This window comes from Microcoleus sp. S13C4, from assembly GCF_036700865.1.
In the GTDB taxonomy this organism is placed as follows: domain Bacteria; phylum Cyanobacteriota; class Cyanobacteriia; order Cyanobacteriales; family Microcoleaceae; genus Microcoleus.
In genome coordinates this window covers 40652-57369 of the sequence record NZ_JAUBPS010000009.1, presented here as the reverse complement: position 1 = coordinate 57369, position 16718 = coordinate 40652, and the positions used below count along the sequence as shown (strand labels likewise).

At 46.3% G+C, this 16718-nt stretch carries 13 protein-coding genes; 9 read left to right on the top strand and 4 right to left on the bottom strand.

Going from position 1 to position 16718, the window contains the following annotated elements; genetic code table 11:
• Positions 1-63 precede the first annotated feature (63 nt).
• The 7 genes from dnaK (at position 64) to QT996_RS06350 (ending at position 10149) form a co-directional block, all read left to right on the top strand.
• Positions 64-1980 carry a molecular chaperone DnaK gene (dnaK, locus tag QT996_RS06380; RefSeq protein ID WP_333045321.1) on the top strand — a complete coding sequence of 639 codons (1917 nt, stop codon included), beginning with the start codon at positions 64-66 and terminating at the stop codon, positions 1978-1980.
• Between the two features lie 197 nt (positions 1981-2177).
• The gene (locus tag QT996_RS06375; RefSeq protein WP_333045320.1) at positions 2178-2690 is read left to right on the top strand and encodes a DUF4112 domain-containing protein; all 513 of its coding nucleotides are present in this window, start codon (positions 2178-2180) and stop codon (positions 2688-2690) included.
• 709 nt (positions 2691-3399) lie between these two features.
• Positions 3400-4002, top strand: coding sequence for a PadR family transcriptional regulator (locus QT996_RS06370; protein ID WP_333045319.1), 603 nt, complete (start codon positions 3400-3402; stop codon positions 4000-4002).
• A 279-nt stretch (positions 4003-4281) separates the two neighbouring features.
• Complete coding sequence (locus QT996_RS06365; RefSeq protein ID WP_333045318.1) at positions 4282-6060, top strand: efflux RND transporter periplasmic adaptor subunit; 1779 nt, start codon at positions 4282-4284, stop codon at positions 6058-6060.
• Positions 6061-6240: 180 nt separating this feature from the next.
• Positions 6241-9444: an efflux RND transporter permease subunit gene (locus QT996_RS06360; protein WP_333045317.1), complete on the top strand. Its 3204-nt coding sequence runs from the start codon at positions 6241-6243 to the stop codon at positions 9442-9444.
• 27 nt (positions 9445-9471) lie between these two features.
• Positions 9472-9651 carry a hypothetical protein gene (locus tag QT996_RS06355; RefSeq protein WP_333045316.1) on the top strand — a complete coding sequence of 60 codons (180 nt, stop codon included), beginning with the start codon at positions 9472-9474 and terminating at the stop codon, positions 9649-9651.
• Between the two features lie 210 nt (positions 9652-9861).
• The gene (locus QT996_RS06350) at positions 9862-10149 is read left to right on the top strand and encodes a hypothetical protein (protein ID WP_333045314.1); all 288 of its coding nucleotides are present in this window, start codon (positions 9862-9864) and stop codon (positions 10147-10149) included.
• 98 nt (positions 10150-10247) lie between these two features.
• Here the strand turns inward: QT996_RS06350 and QT996_RS06345 are convergent, their stop codons facing one another.
• Positions 10248-12368 (bottom strand): pentapeptide repeat-containing protein, encoded by a 2121-nt coding sequence (locus QT996_RS06345; protein ID WP_333045313.1) that lies wholly within the window; start codon positions 12366-12368, stop codon positions 10248-10250.
• Between the two features lie 133 nt (positions 12369-12501).
• Positions 12502-12699 carry a DUF433 domain-containing protein gene (locus QT996_RS06340; RefSeq protein ID WP_333045312.1) on the bottom strand — a complete coding sequence of 66 codons (198 nt, stop codon included), beginning with the start codon at positions 12697-12699 and terminating at the stop codon, positions 12502-12504.
• Between the two features lie 349 nt (positions 12700-13048).
• Between QT996_RS06340 and QT996_RS06335 the strand changes: the two genes are divergently transcribed.
• Positions 13049-14077, top strand: coding sequence for a hypothetical protein (locus tag QT996_RS06335; protein WP_333045310.1), 1029 nt, complete (start codon positions 13049-13051; stop codon positions 14075-14077).
• A 60-nt stretch (positions 14078-14137) separates the two neighbouring features.
• Here the strand turns inward: QT996_RS06335 and QT996_RS06330 are convergent, their stop codons facing one another.
• Entirely contained in the window at positions 14138-14518 is a 381-nt protein-coding gene (locus QT996_RS06330) for a transporter suffix domain-containing protein (RefSeq protein WP_333045309.1), read from the bottom strand.
• Positions 14519-14581: 63 nt separating this feature from the next.
• A complete protein-coding gene (locus QT996_RS06325) occupies positions 14582-15400 on the bottom strand; it encodes a carbohydrate ABC transporter permease (protein WP_333045308.1) in 819 nt (272 codons plus the stop codon).
• A gap of 496 nt (positions 15401-15896) precedes the next feature.
• Between QT996_RS06325 and QT996_RS06320 the strand changes: the two genes are divergently transcribed.
• Positions 15897-16589: an aldehyde oxygenase (deformylating) gene (locus QT996_RS06320; RefSeq protein ID WP_333045307.1), complete on the top strand. Its 693-nt coding sequence runs from the start codon at positions 15897-15899 to the stop codon at positions 16587-16589.
• The last annotated feature ends 129 nt before the right edge of the window (positions 16590-16718 follow it).

The window sequence follows — 16718 nt, the reverse complement described above, 5'->3', positions numbered from 1 at the left end:
TAACCAGACTATCGCACAGATAAAACACCAAAATTTTGTAGAGATTGGAGCCGGAACACCCCTATGGGAAAAGTAGTTGGAATTGACTTAGGTACGACAAACTCCTGCGTCGCAGTTATGGAAGGCGGCAAACCCACCGTCATAGCCAACGCCGAAGGGGGTCGCACCACACCTTCCGTAGTAGCATACGCTAAAAATGGCGATCAACTTGTCGGACAAATCGCCAAGCGTCAAGCCGTGATGAACGCCGAAAACACCTTTTACTCAGTAAAACGGTTTATCGGGCGTCGGGTTGATGAAGTAACCCACGAAACCACTGAAGTTTCCTATAAAGTCCTCAAAGTCGGCAACAGCCTCAAACTAGACTGTCCCGCCCGTGGCAAGCAATTTGCCCCAGAAGAAATTTCTGCACAAGTTCTCCGCAAACTCGTAGAAGACGCCAGCAAATACCTCGGTGAAACAGTTACCCAAGCGGTAATTACTGTTCCCGCTTACTTCAACGACTCCCAGCGCCAAGCTACCAAAGACGCGGGAAAAATTGCTGGTATTGAAGTGCTGCGGATTATTAACGAACCTACAGCTGCAGCTTTAGCTTATGGGTTAGATAAAAAGAGCAACGAAACCATCCTCGTATTTGACTTAGGTGGCGGTACTTTCGACGTATCTATTCTCGAAGTAGGCGACGGCGTGTTTGAAGTGCTGGCAACTTCTGGAGACACTCACCTCGGCGGTGACGATTTTGATAAAAAAATTGTTGATTTCATCGCTAACGAATTCCAAAGAGCTGAAGGAATTGACCTCCGTAAAGACAAACAAGCACTGCAACGCCTGACAGAAGCAGCAGAAAAAGCCAAGATTGAACTTTCGAGCGTTACCCAAGCAGAAATCAACCTGCCGTTTATTACCGCGACTCAAGACGGGCCAAAACACTTGGACACGACTTTGACGCGGGGCAAGTTTGAAGAACTGTGCTCGGATTTGATCGATCGCTCTCGCATCCCCGTAGAAAATGCGATCCGCGACGCCAAATTAGACAAATCTGCCATTAATGAAGTCGTCTTAGTTGGCGGTTCTACGCGGATTCCTGCGGTGCAAGAACTGGTCAAAAAACTTCTCGGCAAAGACCCCAACCAAACGGTAAACCCGGACGAAGTGGTCGCAGTCGGTGCAGCAATTCAAGCAGGCGTACTCTCTGGCGAAGTCAAAGATATCCTGTTGCTCGACGTTACTCCGCTGTCTCTCGGCGTCGAAACCTTGGGCGGCGTGATGACCAAAATCATTCCGCGCAACACCACTATTCCTACCAAGAAGTCGGAAACTTTCTCGACTGCTGTAGACGGCCAAACAAACGTGGAAATTCACGTTTTGCAAGGCGAACGGGAAATGGCGAATGATAACAAGGATTTGGGAACCTTCCGCTTAGATGGAGTTCCACCAGCCCCCCGTGGCGTACCTCAAATTGAAGTTACTTTCGATATCGATGCTAACGGTATTTTGAATGTAGCTGCCAAAGATAAAGGTACTGGCAAGGAGCAATCGATTAGCATTACTGGTGCTTCTACTTTGCCCAGCAATGAAGTCGAACGCATGGTGAAGGAAGCCGAATCGAATGCTTCTGCTGACAAGGAACGTCGCGAAAAGATCGATCGCAAAAACCAAGCTGATTCTCAAGCCTATCAAATCGAGAAGCAGTTGGCAGAATTGGGTGATAAAGTTCCCGCTGATGACAAAACTAAGATTGAAGGGTTACTTAAAGACTTGCGCGAGGCGATTAGCAGTGAAGATGACGATCGCATCAAAACCCTAACAACAGAGTTGCAGCAAGCATTCTACGCTGTCAGCAGCAACCTGTACCAGCAAGCAGGCGGCCCAACTGATGGCCCTGGCGGCCCCGGTGGCCCTGGTGGCTATGGAGACGGCGGCCCCACTGGCGGCGGCGACGACGTGATTGACGCCGACTTCACAGAAGGCAACAAATAAAAGGCTAAATTAAAAGCCCTCAGCTAGAAGCAAGAAACCCGGTTTTGAACAGAAACCGGGTTTCTGTGCATTCAAAAACCAACCAAAGCCGATCGCCCAAAATCAGTAAAAATCTGCTTCTGGCAGAGTGAAAAAACTTGAATATGCTTCAATAAATATCATAAACTAGCAGTAATATCGCAATCGAGAGCAATTAAATGTCACGTTCTCCTATACAAAATTCCTCCCCAAATACTCCCAGCCCATCTCATGTAGCATCCTTGCGCCGACTCCGCCGGATCAGCCATTTACTAGACAATGCAATTCCGATTCCCGGCACAAAATACCGCATCGGACTTGATCCGATATTGGGACTTATACCGGGCGGCGGCGATTTAATCAGTTCAATTTTTGCAGGATATGTTGTCTTCAAATCCGCTCAAATGGGAGTGCCTCAAGAGACTTTAGTAAAAATGGCAGCTAATATCGTATTTGATACAGTTGCTGGTACTGTACCGGTGGCAGGAGATTTGTTGGATGTTGCTTGGAAAGCTAATGTCAAAAATATAGAATTGCTGGATGCTCATTTAGGTTCCCCGGAACAAGGCAAAAAAGCCGATTGGCTCTTTGTGGCCGCGTTGCTGTTGGGTTTGATGTTAATTGTCGGAGGCGTGATTTTCTTGAGTGTGATGCTTTTTGGCTGGCTATTTCAAGTAATTACAGGGCGTTAATCTTGGGTTTGATGCTCAAGATAAATCACTTTCTTTGTATCATGTTAATAGCATATAATCGGTTAAGTATTTCTTAAAAATCATCTTTGAAGATGATTAATGGCAGAGAAAAACATCTGGGTTTAACTACCCGTAAGCTGCTTTGCTTTTTTTTCTACCTCACTAAAGAGCGAAAATCTCACATATCCGTACATTACGGACAGGGCGAGTGGAAACAAATCAACACTTTTTTTGCTGCAATACTTGAGAAAAATAATATCAGTATCACCTACCCAAAAACATCGGGTGGGCTCAATCTTCAATAAATACTAAAATGTGTCATGGTTTAAAAATTAAACCAAGCCCTACCAATAAAAGTTATGACCCCCTTACCAAGAAGAGATAGGTGGCAAAAATCAGACTTATTGAGCAGAGTCTATTGAATCACTTCCGAGACATCAAAGACCAGGCGGCATCTCACTTATGTCAAAAGTTAGATGTTACCGTTCCTCTGACCGAAATCGAGGTAAACCAGCACTCTTTTTATAGCTCAAATGTGTTTTATAATACAAAGTGCTCGCCCTCTCGGGATAAAAAAGTATATCTTAAGAGTATTGACAAATATTATTTAATGTGTATTTTAAATATTCTTTTAAATTAGGTATTGACCCGCTCGTCCTTGAGTCCGATATAGTGATATAATCCAGACTATAATATCAAATTGATATAAATGCTTGAACTATCAGCCCTGGGGCTGCTACAGTTGCAACCCATGCACGGCTATCGGCTAAAGCAAAAACTGGAGCTGTTTATGAGTAGTTGCATCAGCGTCAACTATGGAGCGATTTACCCCCTGCTGAAGCGCTTGGAAGAGCGAGGCCAGATTGCGACAATTGCCGAAGAAGCCGGAGATGCGGGCTGCCCGCGCAAAATCTACGGAATTACTGCCAAAGGGCGCGAACTCTGGCGGAAAAAAATGCTCGAACACCCTCAAGAAAGCTGGGTTAACAGTGGTTCCCGGTTCCAAATCAAGTTTTTCTTTTTTGGGGACTTAGAACCCGAAGAACGGATGAAATTGTTGGAACACCGCTTGCGAGCCTGTTACACCCGGCAAGACTACATCGAAAGCCTCAAGAGCGAATATCCACTAACCGATGACTATCAATTCGCCTCTCGCGATCGCTGCAAGTCAGTGCTGGCGTCAGAAATAGAGTGGTTAACCGAGCAACTAGCCAAGGAAAAAAGCGCGCTCGCCGGAGTGCGTGAGTCCCCAACCTCCCCTGAATCCGCCGACTCCCAGGGAAAAATCCTTATAACTCACCCACTCAGGTGAGTCATAAGAAGGATGTGTAATCTTCCCTGCCTATCGTAACTTTTGAGAAATAACAAAAAGCTTTCCTAAAAAGAATCACTCCCTGGCTGCTTTGCTAAGTGCGATCGGACTAAAGCCCTGCACATACCCCAACCTCATTAAAAAGGTACTTTCCCGATTCCATCCTGTTTAAAATCGCTTGTCCTTATTCCCCCATATTTGAGGGGGGCCCGGAAAATCAAATATTCCGCCCAAGTCTCCGTAAGTCAGAAGTTAAAAAAAATCTAAGTGGTGCTGCCAATGAGTTATTCTAAATCCCCAGAATCCGTCGTTGAAGCTGAAGAGCAAAAATCTCCCACACCGGAACTGCACCCAATCGATGCAGACAGCGGATCGGATGATTTTCCGCCTATTGCCGATCGCCCCCACCCTCCTGCTAAACCACGATCGCGCTGGCCCCTAATTGCCGCGATCGCGATCGCCACAGGCGCAGCAGGTTTCGGCTGGTACTCGTGGCAATCGGGTCATAATCGCGCACAGCAACCGGCAGCAGCAGCCCAACCCAAAGCCATACCAGTCAAGCTCGCAGCCGTAGAAACCAGCTCAGTCCAAGATGCCTCGGAATTTGTCAGCAGCTTAGAGGCCAAGCGTTCAGTAGAAATCAAACCCGAAGTAGAAGGGCTAGTCACTGAGATTTTTGTCAAATCCGGGGACTTCATAAACAAAGGGCAAGCCATCGCCCGCATGAAAAGCGACAGCGCCCAAGCTGACTTGAGGCAATCCCAAGCCAACCTGATCCGCGCTCAATCCCACTTAGCAGAATTGCAAGCAGGAACCAGGCCCGAAGAAATCGCCCAAGCTCAAGCCCAAGTCGCCCAAGCCCAAGCCAACCTAGCCCAACTGCGATCGGGCTCTCGGCCCGAAGAAATTGGTCAAGCCCAAGCCCGCGTTAGCCAGGCTGAAGCCGACCTCGCCGACGCTCAAACAGGTAGCCTCTTAGAAGACATCGCCCAAGCAAGAGCGCAAATAGAGGCAAGCACAGCCGAAGCCAAGTTAGCCAGCCAGCAGCTTGCCAGATATCAGGCATTGGCAAAAGAAGGTGCAGAATCCGCGAACACCCTCGAACAATACACCCAAAAAGAAGGCAGCGCCAAAGCCAACCTCCGAGAAGCTCAAAGACGTTTCCAGCAGCGGCAAAAAAACAGACAAGCCGAGATCGAGCGCCGGACAGCGGCCTTACAACAGCAGCGGCAAGCTTTGCGGCAATTGCAAAACGGTTCGCGCCCAGAGGAAATAGCCAAAGCCGAAGCAGAAGTCGCACAAGCCAAGAGCAGATTAGCGCAGTTAGCCAACGGCACTCGCCAAGAACAAGTCGATCAAGCTGAAGCGCAAGTTGCCGAGGCCACCGCTCAAGTGCGCGGCTTTGAAGTACAACTACAAGAAACTGCTGTCATCGCTCCCTTCGCGGGAGTCATCGGCGACATACCAGTGAAAGTGGGAGACTACTTGAAAAAAGGTGATGCGATCGCCACCCTAACTGAGAACCAATTGCTAGACTTGCGGTTATCAATTCCTTTGGAAAAGATGCCTCAATTACGCTTAGGGCTGCCAGTACAAATGCTCGACGCTCAAGGTAAGGCGATCGCCCAAGGTCAAATCAGTTTTATCTCCCCGAACGTCAGCGCCAATTCCCAAACAATTTTAGCTAAAGCCACCTTTCCCAACCCCAGTGGCGAACTGCTTAATCTCCAGTTTGTAAAAGCTAAAGTCATCTGGAAACAGAACCCGGGAATTTTAGTTCCCGTAACAGCAGTCACTCGCTTAGGTGGGGAAACTTTTGTCTTCACAGCTCAAAAGCCGGAACAGCCAAAACCTGGAATGCCACCTTTAGTAGCGCGGCAAAAGTCAGTGAAATTGGGAGCCATTGAGGGGAATAATTATCAAGTTATCGCAGGTTTGAAAGCCGGGGAAAAAATTGTTACCGCAGGCATCCTTAACCTGACAGACGGTGTTCCCATTATGGCTCAAGAGGAAGGGAAAGGAGCAGGGAACAAATTACCAGTAGAAAGCAAAAAATAAAGTGTGTTGTTGCGCTTGTGCACTCTTGATTCACCTCTTAAGAGCGCACAAGCTTAATACTATACCTTATGTGAAACTAATTGATTGCTCAGCTATTTAAAAAGGGGAAATTTTAATTGTTAACGTAAGTCTAATTAGGAATTAGGAATTATCAACTAACAACTACCCATTACCCAAATAATGTTTGCAGATTTCTTTATTAAACGACCAGTATTTGCTAGCGTCTGCGCCTTAATTATTATCTTGGTAGGCGCAATCAGCATTCCCAGCCTGCCTATCGAGCGCTTCCCCGACATCAGCCCTACCCAAATCAACGTCACAGCTAACTATAGCGGGGCGAGTGCTGAAATTGTCGAAAATGCAGTTACGAACATCCTAGAAAGGCAAATCAACGGCGTTGAAGGACTAAAATATCTAACTTCCAGTAGTAGTAACGATGGCACTAGCACCATTACAGCTACATTTGATTCCTCGCGCAACAAAGATATTGCCGGCGTCGATGTTCAAAATCGGGTTGCAGTTGCTCAGCCACAACTACCAGATGCCGTACAACGCACAGGAGTTAGAGTTACCAAACAATCTACCAGTCTCCTATTAGCGATCGGTTTATTTACAGAAAATAAAGAATACGACACCATATTTTTAAGCAACTACGCTGACCTATATTTAGCAGATGCTTTAAAGCGGGTAAAAGGTGTTGGCGACGTGCGAATTTTTGGGGAAAGACGCTATGCAATGCGTTTATGGATAGATCCCAATAAATTAGCAGCTCGCCGTCTCACAATGCAAGATGTAACGAGGGCTCTCAACGAACAAAACTTGCAAGTGGGTGCTGGGAGAATTGGTCAAGAACCTGCTCCCCAGGGACAAATGTATCAAATTGACTTGCGTGCTGAAAGTCGCCTCAAAGAACCAGCAGAATTTGAAGAAATCGTCCTCAAAACAGAGACCAATGGAACGTTAGTTAAATTAAAAGATGTAGGTAGAGCAGAACTAGGGGCAGAGAATTACAGCTCATTTCTGCGATTTCGAGGCAATGATGCAGTAGGTTTAGGGATTTACCAACTGCCTGGAAGTAATGCTTTGAATGTGGCCCATGCCGTCAAAACTGAAATGGAAAAACTAGCGGTTGCTTTCCCTCCGGGCTTGATACATAGAGTAGCGCTGGACACGACTTTGTTTGTAGAAGAGTCGATGGCAGAAGTAGTCAAGACATTATTTGAAGCAGTCTTGCTAGTGGTGATAGTTATTTTTGTTTTCTTGCAAGACTGGCGCACAACTATTATTCCTATCATCGCAATTCCAGTGTCTTTGATTGGGACGTTTGCCTTTATCAAAGTTTTCGGATTTACGATTAACAGTTTATCTCTGTTTGGTCTGACATTAGCGACGGGATTAGTGGTTGATGACGCTATCATTGTAGTAGAAAATATTGACCGCCTGATCCGCCAAGGGATGAATGCCCGCGAAGCGGCTTTTGAGTCAATGCGGGAGCTTTTTAGCGCTGTAATTGCGACTTCTTTAGTGTTGATGGCAGTGTTCGTGCCAGTGGCATTTTTCCCCGGAACTACAGGAGCGCTTTATAAACAATTTGCGCTAACAATTGCTTTTTCAGTTCTGCTTTCTACCTTTATTGCTATTACTCTCACCCCCTCACTTTCAGCTATATTACTGCGTCGAGGACCGAAGTTTGGGGGCCCGCTAGGTTGGGTTTTTGACCGTTTTAATGGAGTTCTCAATTGGGTACAGCGGCAATATGGGAAATCCTTAATATTTCTCACAGGAATTAAGACTATTGTCACCCTCGTGTTCATCGGTTCTCTGGGAGTAACAGCTTGGCTTTATTTATCAGTGCCCACAGCGTTTATCCCGGAAGAAGACCAGGGATATTTTATGACAATTATTCAAGGGCCCCAAGGTGTTTCGCTGCAATACACTCAGAAAGTAATGGATCAAGTAGAAGCAGAAATCCTCAAACTTCCTGAAGTTGTCGGGACTTTTTCAGTGGGTGGATTTGGTTTTAGCGGTAGCACTTCTAATCAAGGCATTATATTTACAACACTTAAAGCCTGGGATGAACGTCACGGAGAAGATCAAACTGTACAAGCGATTATTGGTAAGTTGCGGGGTAAGTTTTTCGCAATTCCAGAAGCTAGAATTTTTCCTGTGAATCCGCCGGCTATTCAAGGTTTAGGTCAATTTGGGGGTTTCCAATTTCAATTGCAAGACCGCAAAGGTAACAGCGGTTTAGATGGCTTAGTCCAGACTATGGGCGGGATTTTGAAGCAGGCAAATCAGACACCGGGATTGCAAGCAGTATTTAGTACGTTTGCTGCGAATACGCCTCAGTTAATTGTGGAGGTTGACCGCAATCGAGCTAAGGCTCTCGATATTCCCATTAATGATGTTTTCAGTACGTTACAAACGGCTCTGGGTGCTCAGTATGTGAACGATTTTAACCTCCAACAGCGCAATTATCGGGTTTATGTTCAAGCGGATAAACAGTTTCGTGATAACCCTGAAGATATTGGGAAATTGTATGTGCGTTCTGGAAAGAATGAAATGGTTTCTTTGAGCAATTTGGTGAAGATCACTCCTGTGGTGGGAGCACAAACTGTTAACCACTACAATTTATATAGGTCAATTGAAATTACTGGCTCTCCGGCTCCGGGAGCGAGTTCTGGACAGGCGCTAAAATCGATGGAAAAGGTGTCGGCTCAAGTTTTGCCCTCGGGTTTTGGCTATGAATGGTCGGGGAGTTCTTTAGAAGAAATTGAATCGGGGGGTCAAGCACCGATTATTTTCGGTTTGGGGCTGATTTTTGTGTTTTTGGTGTTGGCGGCTCAGTACGAAAATTATGTCGATCCTTTCATTATTTTGCTATCGGTGCCTCTGGCGCTTTTGGGTGCACTTTTAGCTCAGTCGTTGCGGGGTTTGGCGAATGATGTTTATTGCCAGATTGGTTTGGTGATGTTGATTGGATTGGCGAGTAAAAATGCGATTTTAATCGTGGAGTTTGCGAACCAGTTGCGGGAGCGGGGATATCCAATTGCGAAGGCAGCAGTTGAAGCTGCTCAAGAGCGTTTACGACCGATTTTGATGACTTCTCTAGCTTTCATTTTGGGTATTGCTCCTTTGGTTAACCCGGAAGGTGCGGGGGCGGCGAGTCGTCGATCGCTAGGGAATGCGATCGCGGGGGGGATGGTTGTTTCTACTTTCTTGAGTTTGTTTATGGTGCCGGTTCTGTATGTGGTGGTTGTCTCGGCTCGCGATCGCTTTAAGAAGCGCGATCGCCCGCAAAATCCGCCCGAGGATGGCACAATTTTGAATGGGAAAACAACTCACCACGAGGAGATTGAACGCGATAAAGTATCGCCGTTGTAGTTGGTAAGTTGAAAAGGCGATCGTTTTGTGAGTCTCATTGGTGCGATCGCCCAAAACCCGCCAATCCCGCATCAAAACCCCCAAAGTCCCCAGATTAGTCCGGGGCTCAATTCTTCAATCCCAAATCCCAAATCCAAAATCCAAAATGGATTGACGGCGGCCCCCATCTGCGGCTACGCTTTGAAGTTAGAGGTTGCTTGCTTGTAGAGGAGGCAGCCCGCGTCGCCCAAAAATCTAGTTGCACTGCCCAAAGCTGCTCGTAACAGCAATGGACAGCTAACCGCCAAACTGGTACAAGCAGTCTGGAGGCTAACGGAGTATCTTAACATCCTCTGTAGCCGCCCTGCTATGTGTTGAACTGCGGGGCGGCTGGGTTTTTGGGTTTTCCTAGAAAACCCAAAACCAGGAGAACATATTATGTCACAGGAATTCGTGCCTGACGACAACAAGTCCGTTAGCGAAGCCCTCGAAGAGGCTCGCCCAAATGACGACTCAGCAGTATGCGAACAGGAAGTCGTGCTGTTAACGGTTGTCGGTTCGCCCAAGGGTGTCAGGGAAACAATACTCACTTTGTACCGACTGGGATTTGCCGAAGTCGGCGATTGGAGTCCCGTACAACGTGCGGCTAATCCGAAGCAGGTGATGAGCGTGCTGATCCGTAGATCGCGGGCTAACGGTACACCGCCGAGAAAATCTGGCCGGTAAGCTGCGTTGTCATTTTGATTGAAGCGAAGAATCTTCGTGGGGTGGGCGTCTCGCCCGCCCTAAAAATACAATTACTTACTGGGCGTTGATATTGGATTTTAGGCTAGAGGTAAGAGTTTGGCGATCATGGGCAACAATTTACTGCAAGCTTCTAGCAACGTCGCCGTAGTAGGTAAACCAGCAATAGTCCCTTTCAAAATTTTCATTGCCGTTTTCCCCGCCTTTTGCATTGTACTTTCTTGAGGATTTTTCCCTACTTCTGCCAAAGTTTTTACCTGTTCCAATGCTTCAGCTTTATCATCATCAGATAAATCAGTTTCAGCCTCGATCGCTGTTTGTAACTCAGTCAATAATTCTTTTATTCCCGGTTCATCTGGTTTAGGAGAATCAGATAATTGATTAATTGTATTGGCAACAGTACCGCTGATATCACCTAAACTTAAAGCTCCTGCACCGCTAGCGTTAACGGTTCCACCTGTAATTTCTATTTTGCGACTTTGGTCGATTTGGTCACTCATAGCTTTACTCTCTGATGTAGATTTAACTTCATTAATAAATTTAACATTAACAGGTTGCGGAGTCAACAGTTTTACCAATTCATTCAGATTTGAATTTTTAGTATATCCTGCTTTCACTAAGCCTTCAAAGACATGATTATAATATTTTTGAATGGCAATAATTTCATCTTTAGCTTTTAATTGCTCGGCTTGTATTTGAGCTTCTAGCCTTGCTTGATAAACTTCGTCCCAAATTTGCTCAACTTTACCCTTATCCGTTTCTTCGGGAACTTTGAGAGTCAGTAAAACATCGTTTTCTTTCTTCTCAATTCCTTGAATTGACTCCGGTGTAATGTCTGGAAATTCTTGCATTAACTTCTGAAAAGCGGCGGTAAAAGCTTCTGGGTTAAGCCCATCTTTGATCAGGATTTGCACGGTTTCCATAATCTTTTTATAGAGTTTCTCGAAATCCCCCGGTTCAAAACACTTGTTGATGTGGTGAGGGCGACGTTCGCGATCGCCAGTTCCCGGTTGGGGATATTCTAGAAGATAAACAAACCGACAGTTAACGCGATCGAGCTTTGTAGTAGCGTCAATGTTCCAAGCTTCCAAACAAGCACCTGTAAAATAAGCTTCTGTAAAATCTGTTGCTAAGGCTTGAGTTTCAGTCAGGTTTGCGAATTCCAAATTAGCTTGATGCAAAGTTGCTTCGCTGAGGTTAGCCTGCTTGAGATTAGCATAGCTGAGATTAACATCGCCGGTCAGGTTTGCTCCTTGGAGATTCGCACCAACATAGGATTTGTTGTAACCATTGCCAGTGACGAGTAATTTTCGGACGCGGGTATCAGCTAATATCGAATTACCGACTCGCGCGCGATCGAGTTTTTCTGTATTGCGGAAGCAAGTGCGAGTGAGATTGGCTGTTCTAAAATCTGTACTTTTGAGAGTTGCCTCAGTGAAATTGGCATCAGTTAAATCGGCATTGCGAAAGCTAGTGCCGCCTGTAGTGGCACTAGCAATGGCAACGGTGCGAACAAAGGCGTGTTCTTCATCCCCAGCCATGGCAAGCCAAGCAATGCAAATACCTATTCCTGCCCCTGCCCCTGCCCCTGCCACTCCCACTGCCACTGCCTCTACCTCTGCCATTGTCGCTACCACTGCTCCTGCCACTGCCCCTGCCACTGCTACTACCGCTGCTCCTACCGCTGCCTCTGCCCCTGCCGCTGCCACTGCCACTGCCATTACCACTGCCGCTGCCGCTGCCGCTGCCATTGCCACGGTTCCTGCCATTGCTCCTGGCACTGCTCCTGCCACTGCTACTACCGCTGCTCCTGCCGCTGCCACTGCCCCTACTACTGCCCCTGCCCCTAGACCTTTGTAGATAGTAGCTATAAAGAAGATTTCCAAAAATATCAACACAACCACACCGGGAGGAATGGTGAACTGCTTGATGTTATATACTGTCAAAAAAACTGCTACCCAATAAGTAGCAAATCCTGAAATATATCCTGATATTACCGATAGAAATAGCGAGATAGTTACTAGAAAAATTGTCCAGTGACGTTGCAGTCCAGCTTTGGCACGGGTGAAGTCAGCTTCTCTGAGGATGGCATTGGTGAAGTTTGCGCCTCGGATGTCTGCACCGATGAATTTTGCACCTGTGAGGTCTTGACCTTTGAAGTTGCGGCCTCGGAGATTTTTACCGGAGAAGTCTTTGGGCATGATTTCACGCAGGGAGATAATATTATGTCCGGTCAATTAATAACCACTACAGTTCGAGCTTCTAGCTCGCGAGCCTTACGCTCTTACTATACAATCATTATTAGCGATTGCTGAAACATAATATGATAACTCTTTAAGAAAAACTCAAACAAGCCCAAATATCCTCTTGGGTAAGATAGGGAAAATCATCTAGGATTTCTTCATAACTCATCCCAGAAGCGAGATATTCCAACACCTCATAAACCGTAATTATCAGGCCTCGAATACAAGGTTTCCCACCTCGCTTACCCGGTTCGATCGTAATGATATTAGCGATGTCTTGTTCTGACATGGCACTTTTCCTTTACCTTATTTTCTCAACTCTAGGCTAACAAAGGGATAGAGCGCTCCTAACGTTTGGTAGTTTCCAGCATTTTATTAGTTCCTTTAATTTCCTAATTCACTTTAACTCAATCCCCCCACAGCCAGCACTCGCATCAAGTCCCATCAGGGGCGTGCCCGGAGTCATTTTGGGTATCTTTTCGCGGATCGCACCTCATCGTGCAATAATGATATGACTTGCACAAAAACTCTATTAGTAGGTAAATCTTGCCTACCTTACCGCTACATATAGCGTCTCAACTGTCAACCCGTGCAAGTTCCCAATTAAACCGGCTGTTGCACTACACAAATTTTTCCTAATGGCTGAAGTCCCCCTAAATCCCGCAGAACTTGCAGAAGCCCTCAACGGCTTTACCGATATCAATTTCCAATTGCCAGACCCCGAAGACGAACAAATACCAGAGTTTGATTTTGAAAATCAGGTTGACAATGCCTGGAAAGTGTGCGATCGCTTCGACTTGCAGACCGACATTTGGCGGGGACGCATTCTCCGAACAGTCCGAGACAGAGAAAAAAAAGGCGGCGAAGGACGTGGCACTGGCTTTTTGAACTGGCTCAAAGAAAGAGAAATTGGCAAAAGCCAAGCCTATTCTTTGATAGAACTAGCTAATAGTGCCGATACTCTGATCCAGCAAGGAGATTTAGACCCAAATTCCATTAGAAACTTCAGCAAAAGAGCCTTTGTAGAAACCGCCAAAGCATCTCCCGAAGTGCAGCAAATGGTAACAGATGCCGCAGCAAGTGGCGATCGCATCACCCGCCGCGAAGTCAAACAACTATCCGACGAATGGATGGCAATGAACTCAGATTTATTGCCAGAAGAAGTCAAAGAAAAAGCATCTACCGGTTCTCTACCTTCCCGCTACCTCGCTCCTTTAGTGAAAGAAATGGAGAAACTCTCCCCATCTCACCAAAGCGAAATTCAAAAAGAAGTAGCAGAAAATCCCGACGTAGATACTGTCAAACAGCTAACTTCCGACGCCAAGAACTTATCAAAATATCTCGACGCCGCCGCCCAAGTGCAAGCTCTCAATCAGTCTCATTTAGACATGGAAATGGCATTAGAAGAATCTTTGCGGGTCGGCTGTTTGGGAACCACCGCCGACGTTGTAAAACAAGCTGCACAGCTAGAACAAACAGTAGTCAAACTCTACACAATTTGGAAGCGTTTAGGCAGTTTGGCAGATAGATTGTACGTGGATACAGGAGCAAGCACACCCAATTTGCGGTTGCTTTTGGGATGCTTGGACACTCTTTCGGGAGAAAAGATTGAAGTGGATTTCGGAGACGGAGAACGCTCTATTCGCTTGCAAATTTTCAGCGAATAGCTCAACCTTGACCGCAGATAAAAGCCAACCTCCAGGCTCATTATCTGCGTCGAGCCCTGTTCATCTGCGGTTAAAATTTCTGATTTTGTTCCAAAGATAGCGGGGATGCAAATAACGCCGATATTTGGTAACTACTTCTTTCCCCAACAGCACTACGCTAATCCAAAAACAAACTTCTGCACCCACAGCCAGAACGACCGATAAAGTAGTTTTTTGAGTAATGTCCAGCGGCAGGAATGGCACAACAAAAAAGATTGCCAACCACGGCAGAAAAGATAGAACAAATAAAAACAAACCGAGCTTTTGCATAGATTCACATAATACAGCTTTGATATCCCCTTTATCTCTTAGTCCGCTTGGAGTGAACTTCGCACCAATGTCAGCAACAGGCTTTCCGGCCTGTTCCACAAGAACATTTAGTATTGGTGGAAGAACCAGCATCTTGCCTGTTCTTGAGAATGGTTCAACATATGACTACAAACTTAATTGCGAAGCATCTCAAACTCAATTCTTAATCCCTGTCGTCGCAATCCCCCGAATAAACTGCCGCTGACCGGCCAAAAACAGCAACACCACCGGTACAGTTCCAATTACGACCGCCGCCATCAACAACTGCCAACTGCTAGTAAACTGTTCCTGAAACTCAGCCAAAGCTAACTGCACAGTTCGCAACTCCGGCCGCGTCGTAAACACTAGCGGCTTAAACAAATCGTTCCACTCCCCGATAAAAGTAAACAAAAACAGCGTCACTAAAGCCGGCCTCGCCAAAGGTAGCATCACCTGCCACAAAACCTGCCAGCGGTTAGCCCCATCCAGCATTGCCGCCTCCTCCAACTCCACCGGAACAGTCATAAAATACTGGCGCAGCAGAAAAATCCCAAAACCGTTAGCCGCCGTCGGCAAAATCAGCGCCCCGTAAGTATTCAGCAGATGACCCCACTTCAAAACCAAGAAAATCGGAATCACCAAAAGCTGAAACGGAATTACCAGCGTCGCCAAAACCCCCAAAACTAGGGCCTGTCGCCCCCGAAACTTCAGCCTGGCCAAAGCATAACCGGCCAAAGCAGAGGTCACAACCTGAAAACCCGTCACTGCGATCGCCACTAGAGTAGAATTAAGGAATGCCAACAAAAAATTGCCCCGCCGCCAAGCCTCCTGATAGTTCGCAAAAGTCAGGCCTGTGGCCTTGACACCCACACCAGATGGTGATAAAGAAACCACAAATACAGCAGCCAGTGGCAGCAGCACCAGGGCAGCCCCCGCCAGCAACAAAATAAAACTCAGCAGTTCCAGCGCTTGAGATCTGTCAAAGGATTTACCCATAAATTTGTGAATTAACCTAAAATAATAAGCCTGTGAGGTTCTCTAACCCGATCGCCTCCCAGATTCCCATACAACAACATAATATGTCGTAGAGGGAAAGAAGGAGTACCAAGCGAGAAAGTTGTGGTTAGGATATAATGTTACAGATAGAGTTGGTACTGTAAAACCCTTAAAGGTGGAGACATAGACCGTATTTCTATCATCTATTTCCGGGAAAAAGATCGACTAACGACTAATTCAAGTAATTAGTAAATAGATAGCATTCTAGCGATAGTCTTTCTGGAGTGTTCGACGGCAAAAGTCCGAACAACACGCACGCTTGACGCCAGTTTTTCCCGGAACGTCAAAGAAAAGTTCTTTGTCGAAAGAATCCTCAGCTATAATCTCTGATTTAGATGGGGTGCGTTCAAAATAGGTAAAGTGTACGGTCACTGACCCCGAATTTTAAAGGGGTTTCCAAACATCCCAGAAGCTTATATGAGGAGACTACATATCTATGCCCCAGCTTGAGGCTAGCCCAACAATTGACTTTCAAACCGAAACTTACAAAGATGCTTACAGCCGCATCAACGCCATTGTGATTGAAGGCGAACAAGAAGCTCACGACAATTACCTGACACTGGCCGAACTGTTGGCTGATAAAAAAGCAGAGTTAATTGGCTTGTCCAAGATGGAAAACCGCCACATGAAGGGCTTCCAAGCTTGTGGCCGGAATCTTAAAGTCACGCCGGACATGGCATTTGCCAAGCAGTTCTTTTCGGAACTGCACAAAAACTTCCAGACGGCCGCGGCCCAAGGTCAGATTGTAACTTGCTTGCTGATTCAATCGCTAATTATCGAGTGTTTTGCGATCGCAGCTTACAACATCTACATCCCCGTCGCCGATGACTTTGCTCGCAAAATCACCGAAGGCGTTGTCAAAGAAGAATACAGCCACCTCAACTTTGGGGAAGTCTGGCTGCAAGCTCACTTTGAGGAATCCAAAGCCGAACTCGAAGCCGCCAACCGCCAAAACCTGCCCATCATCTGGAAGCTGCTAAACGCTGTCGCAGACGATGCCCGCGTCTTGGGAATGGAAAAAGACGCTTTAATCGAAGACTTTATGATTGCCTACGGCGAAGCCCTAGGCAACATAGGCTTTAACAACCGCGACATCATGCGGATGTCAGCACAAGGCCTCGCAGCCTAATTAATGTGGAAAAAAAGAATGGGAAAAAATTAAAAATTAAAAATTAAAAATGGGATAGCTCATTTTAAAATATACATTTTTAATCTTCCCATCTTCCATCTTCCATCTTTCATCTTCAATCTTCAATCT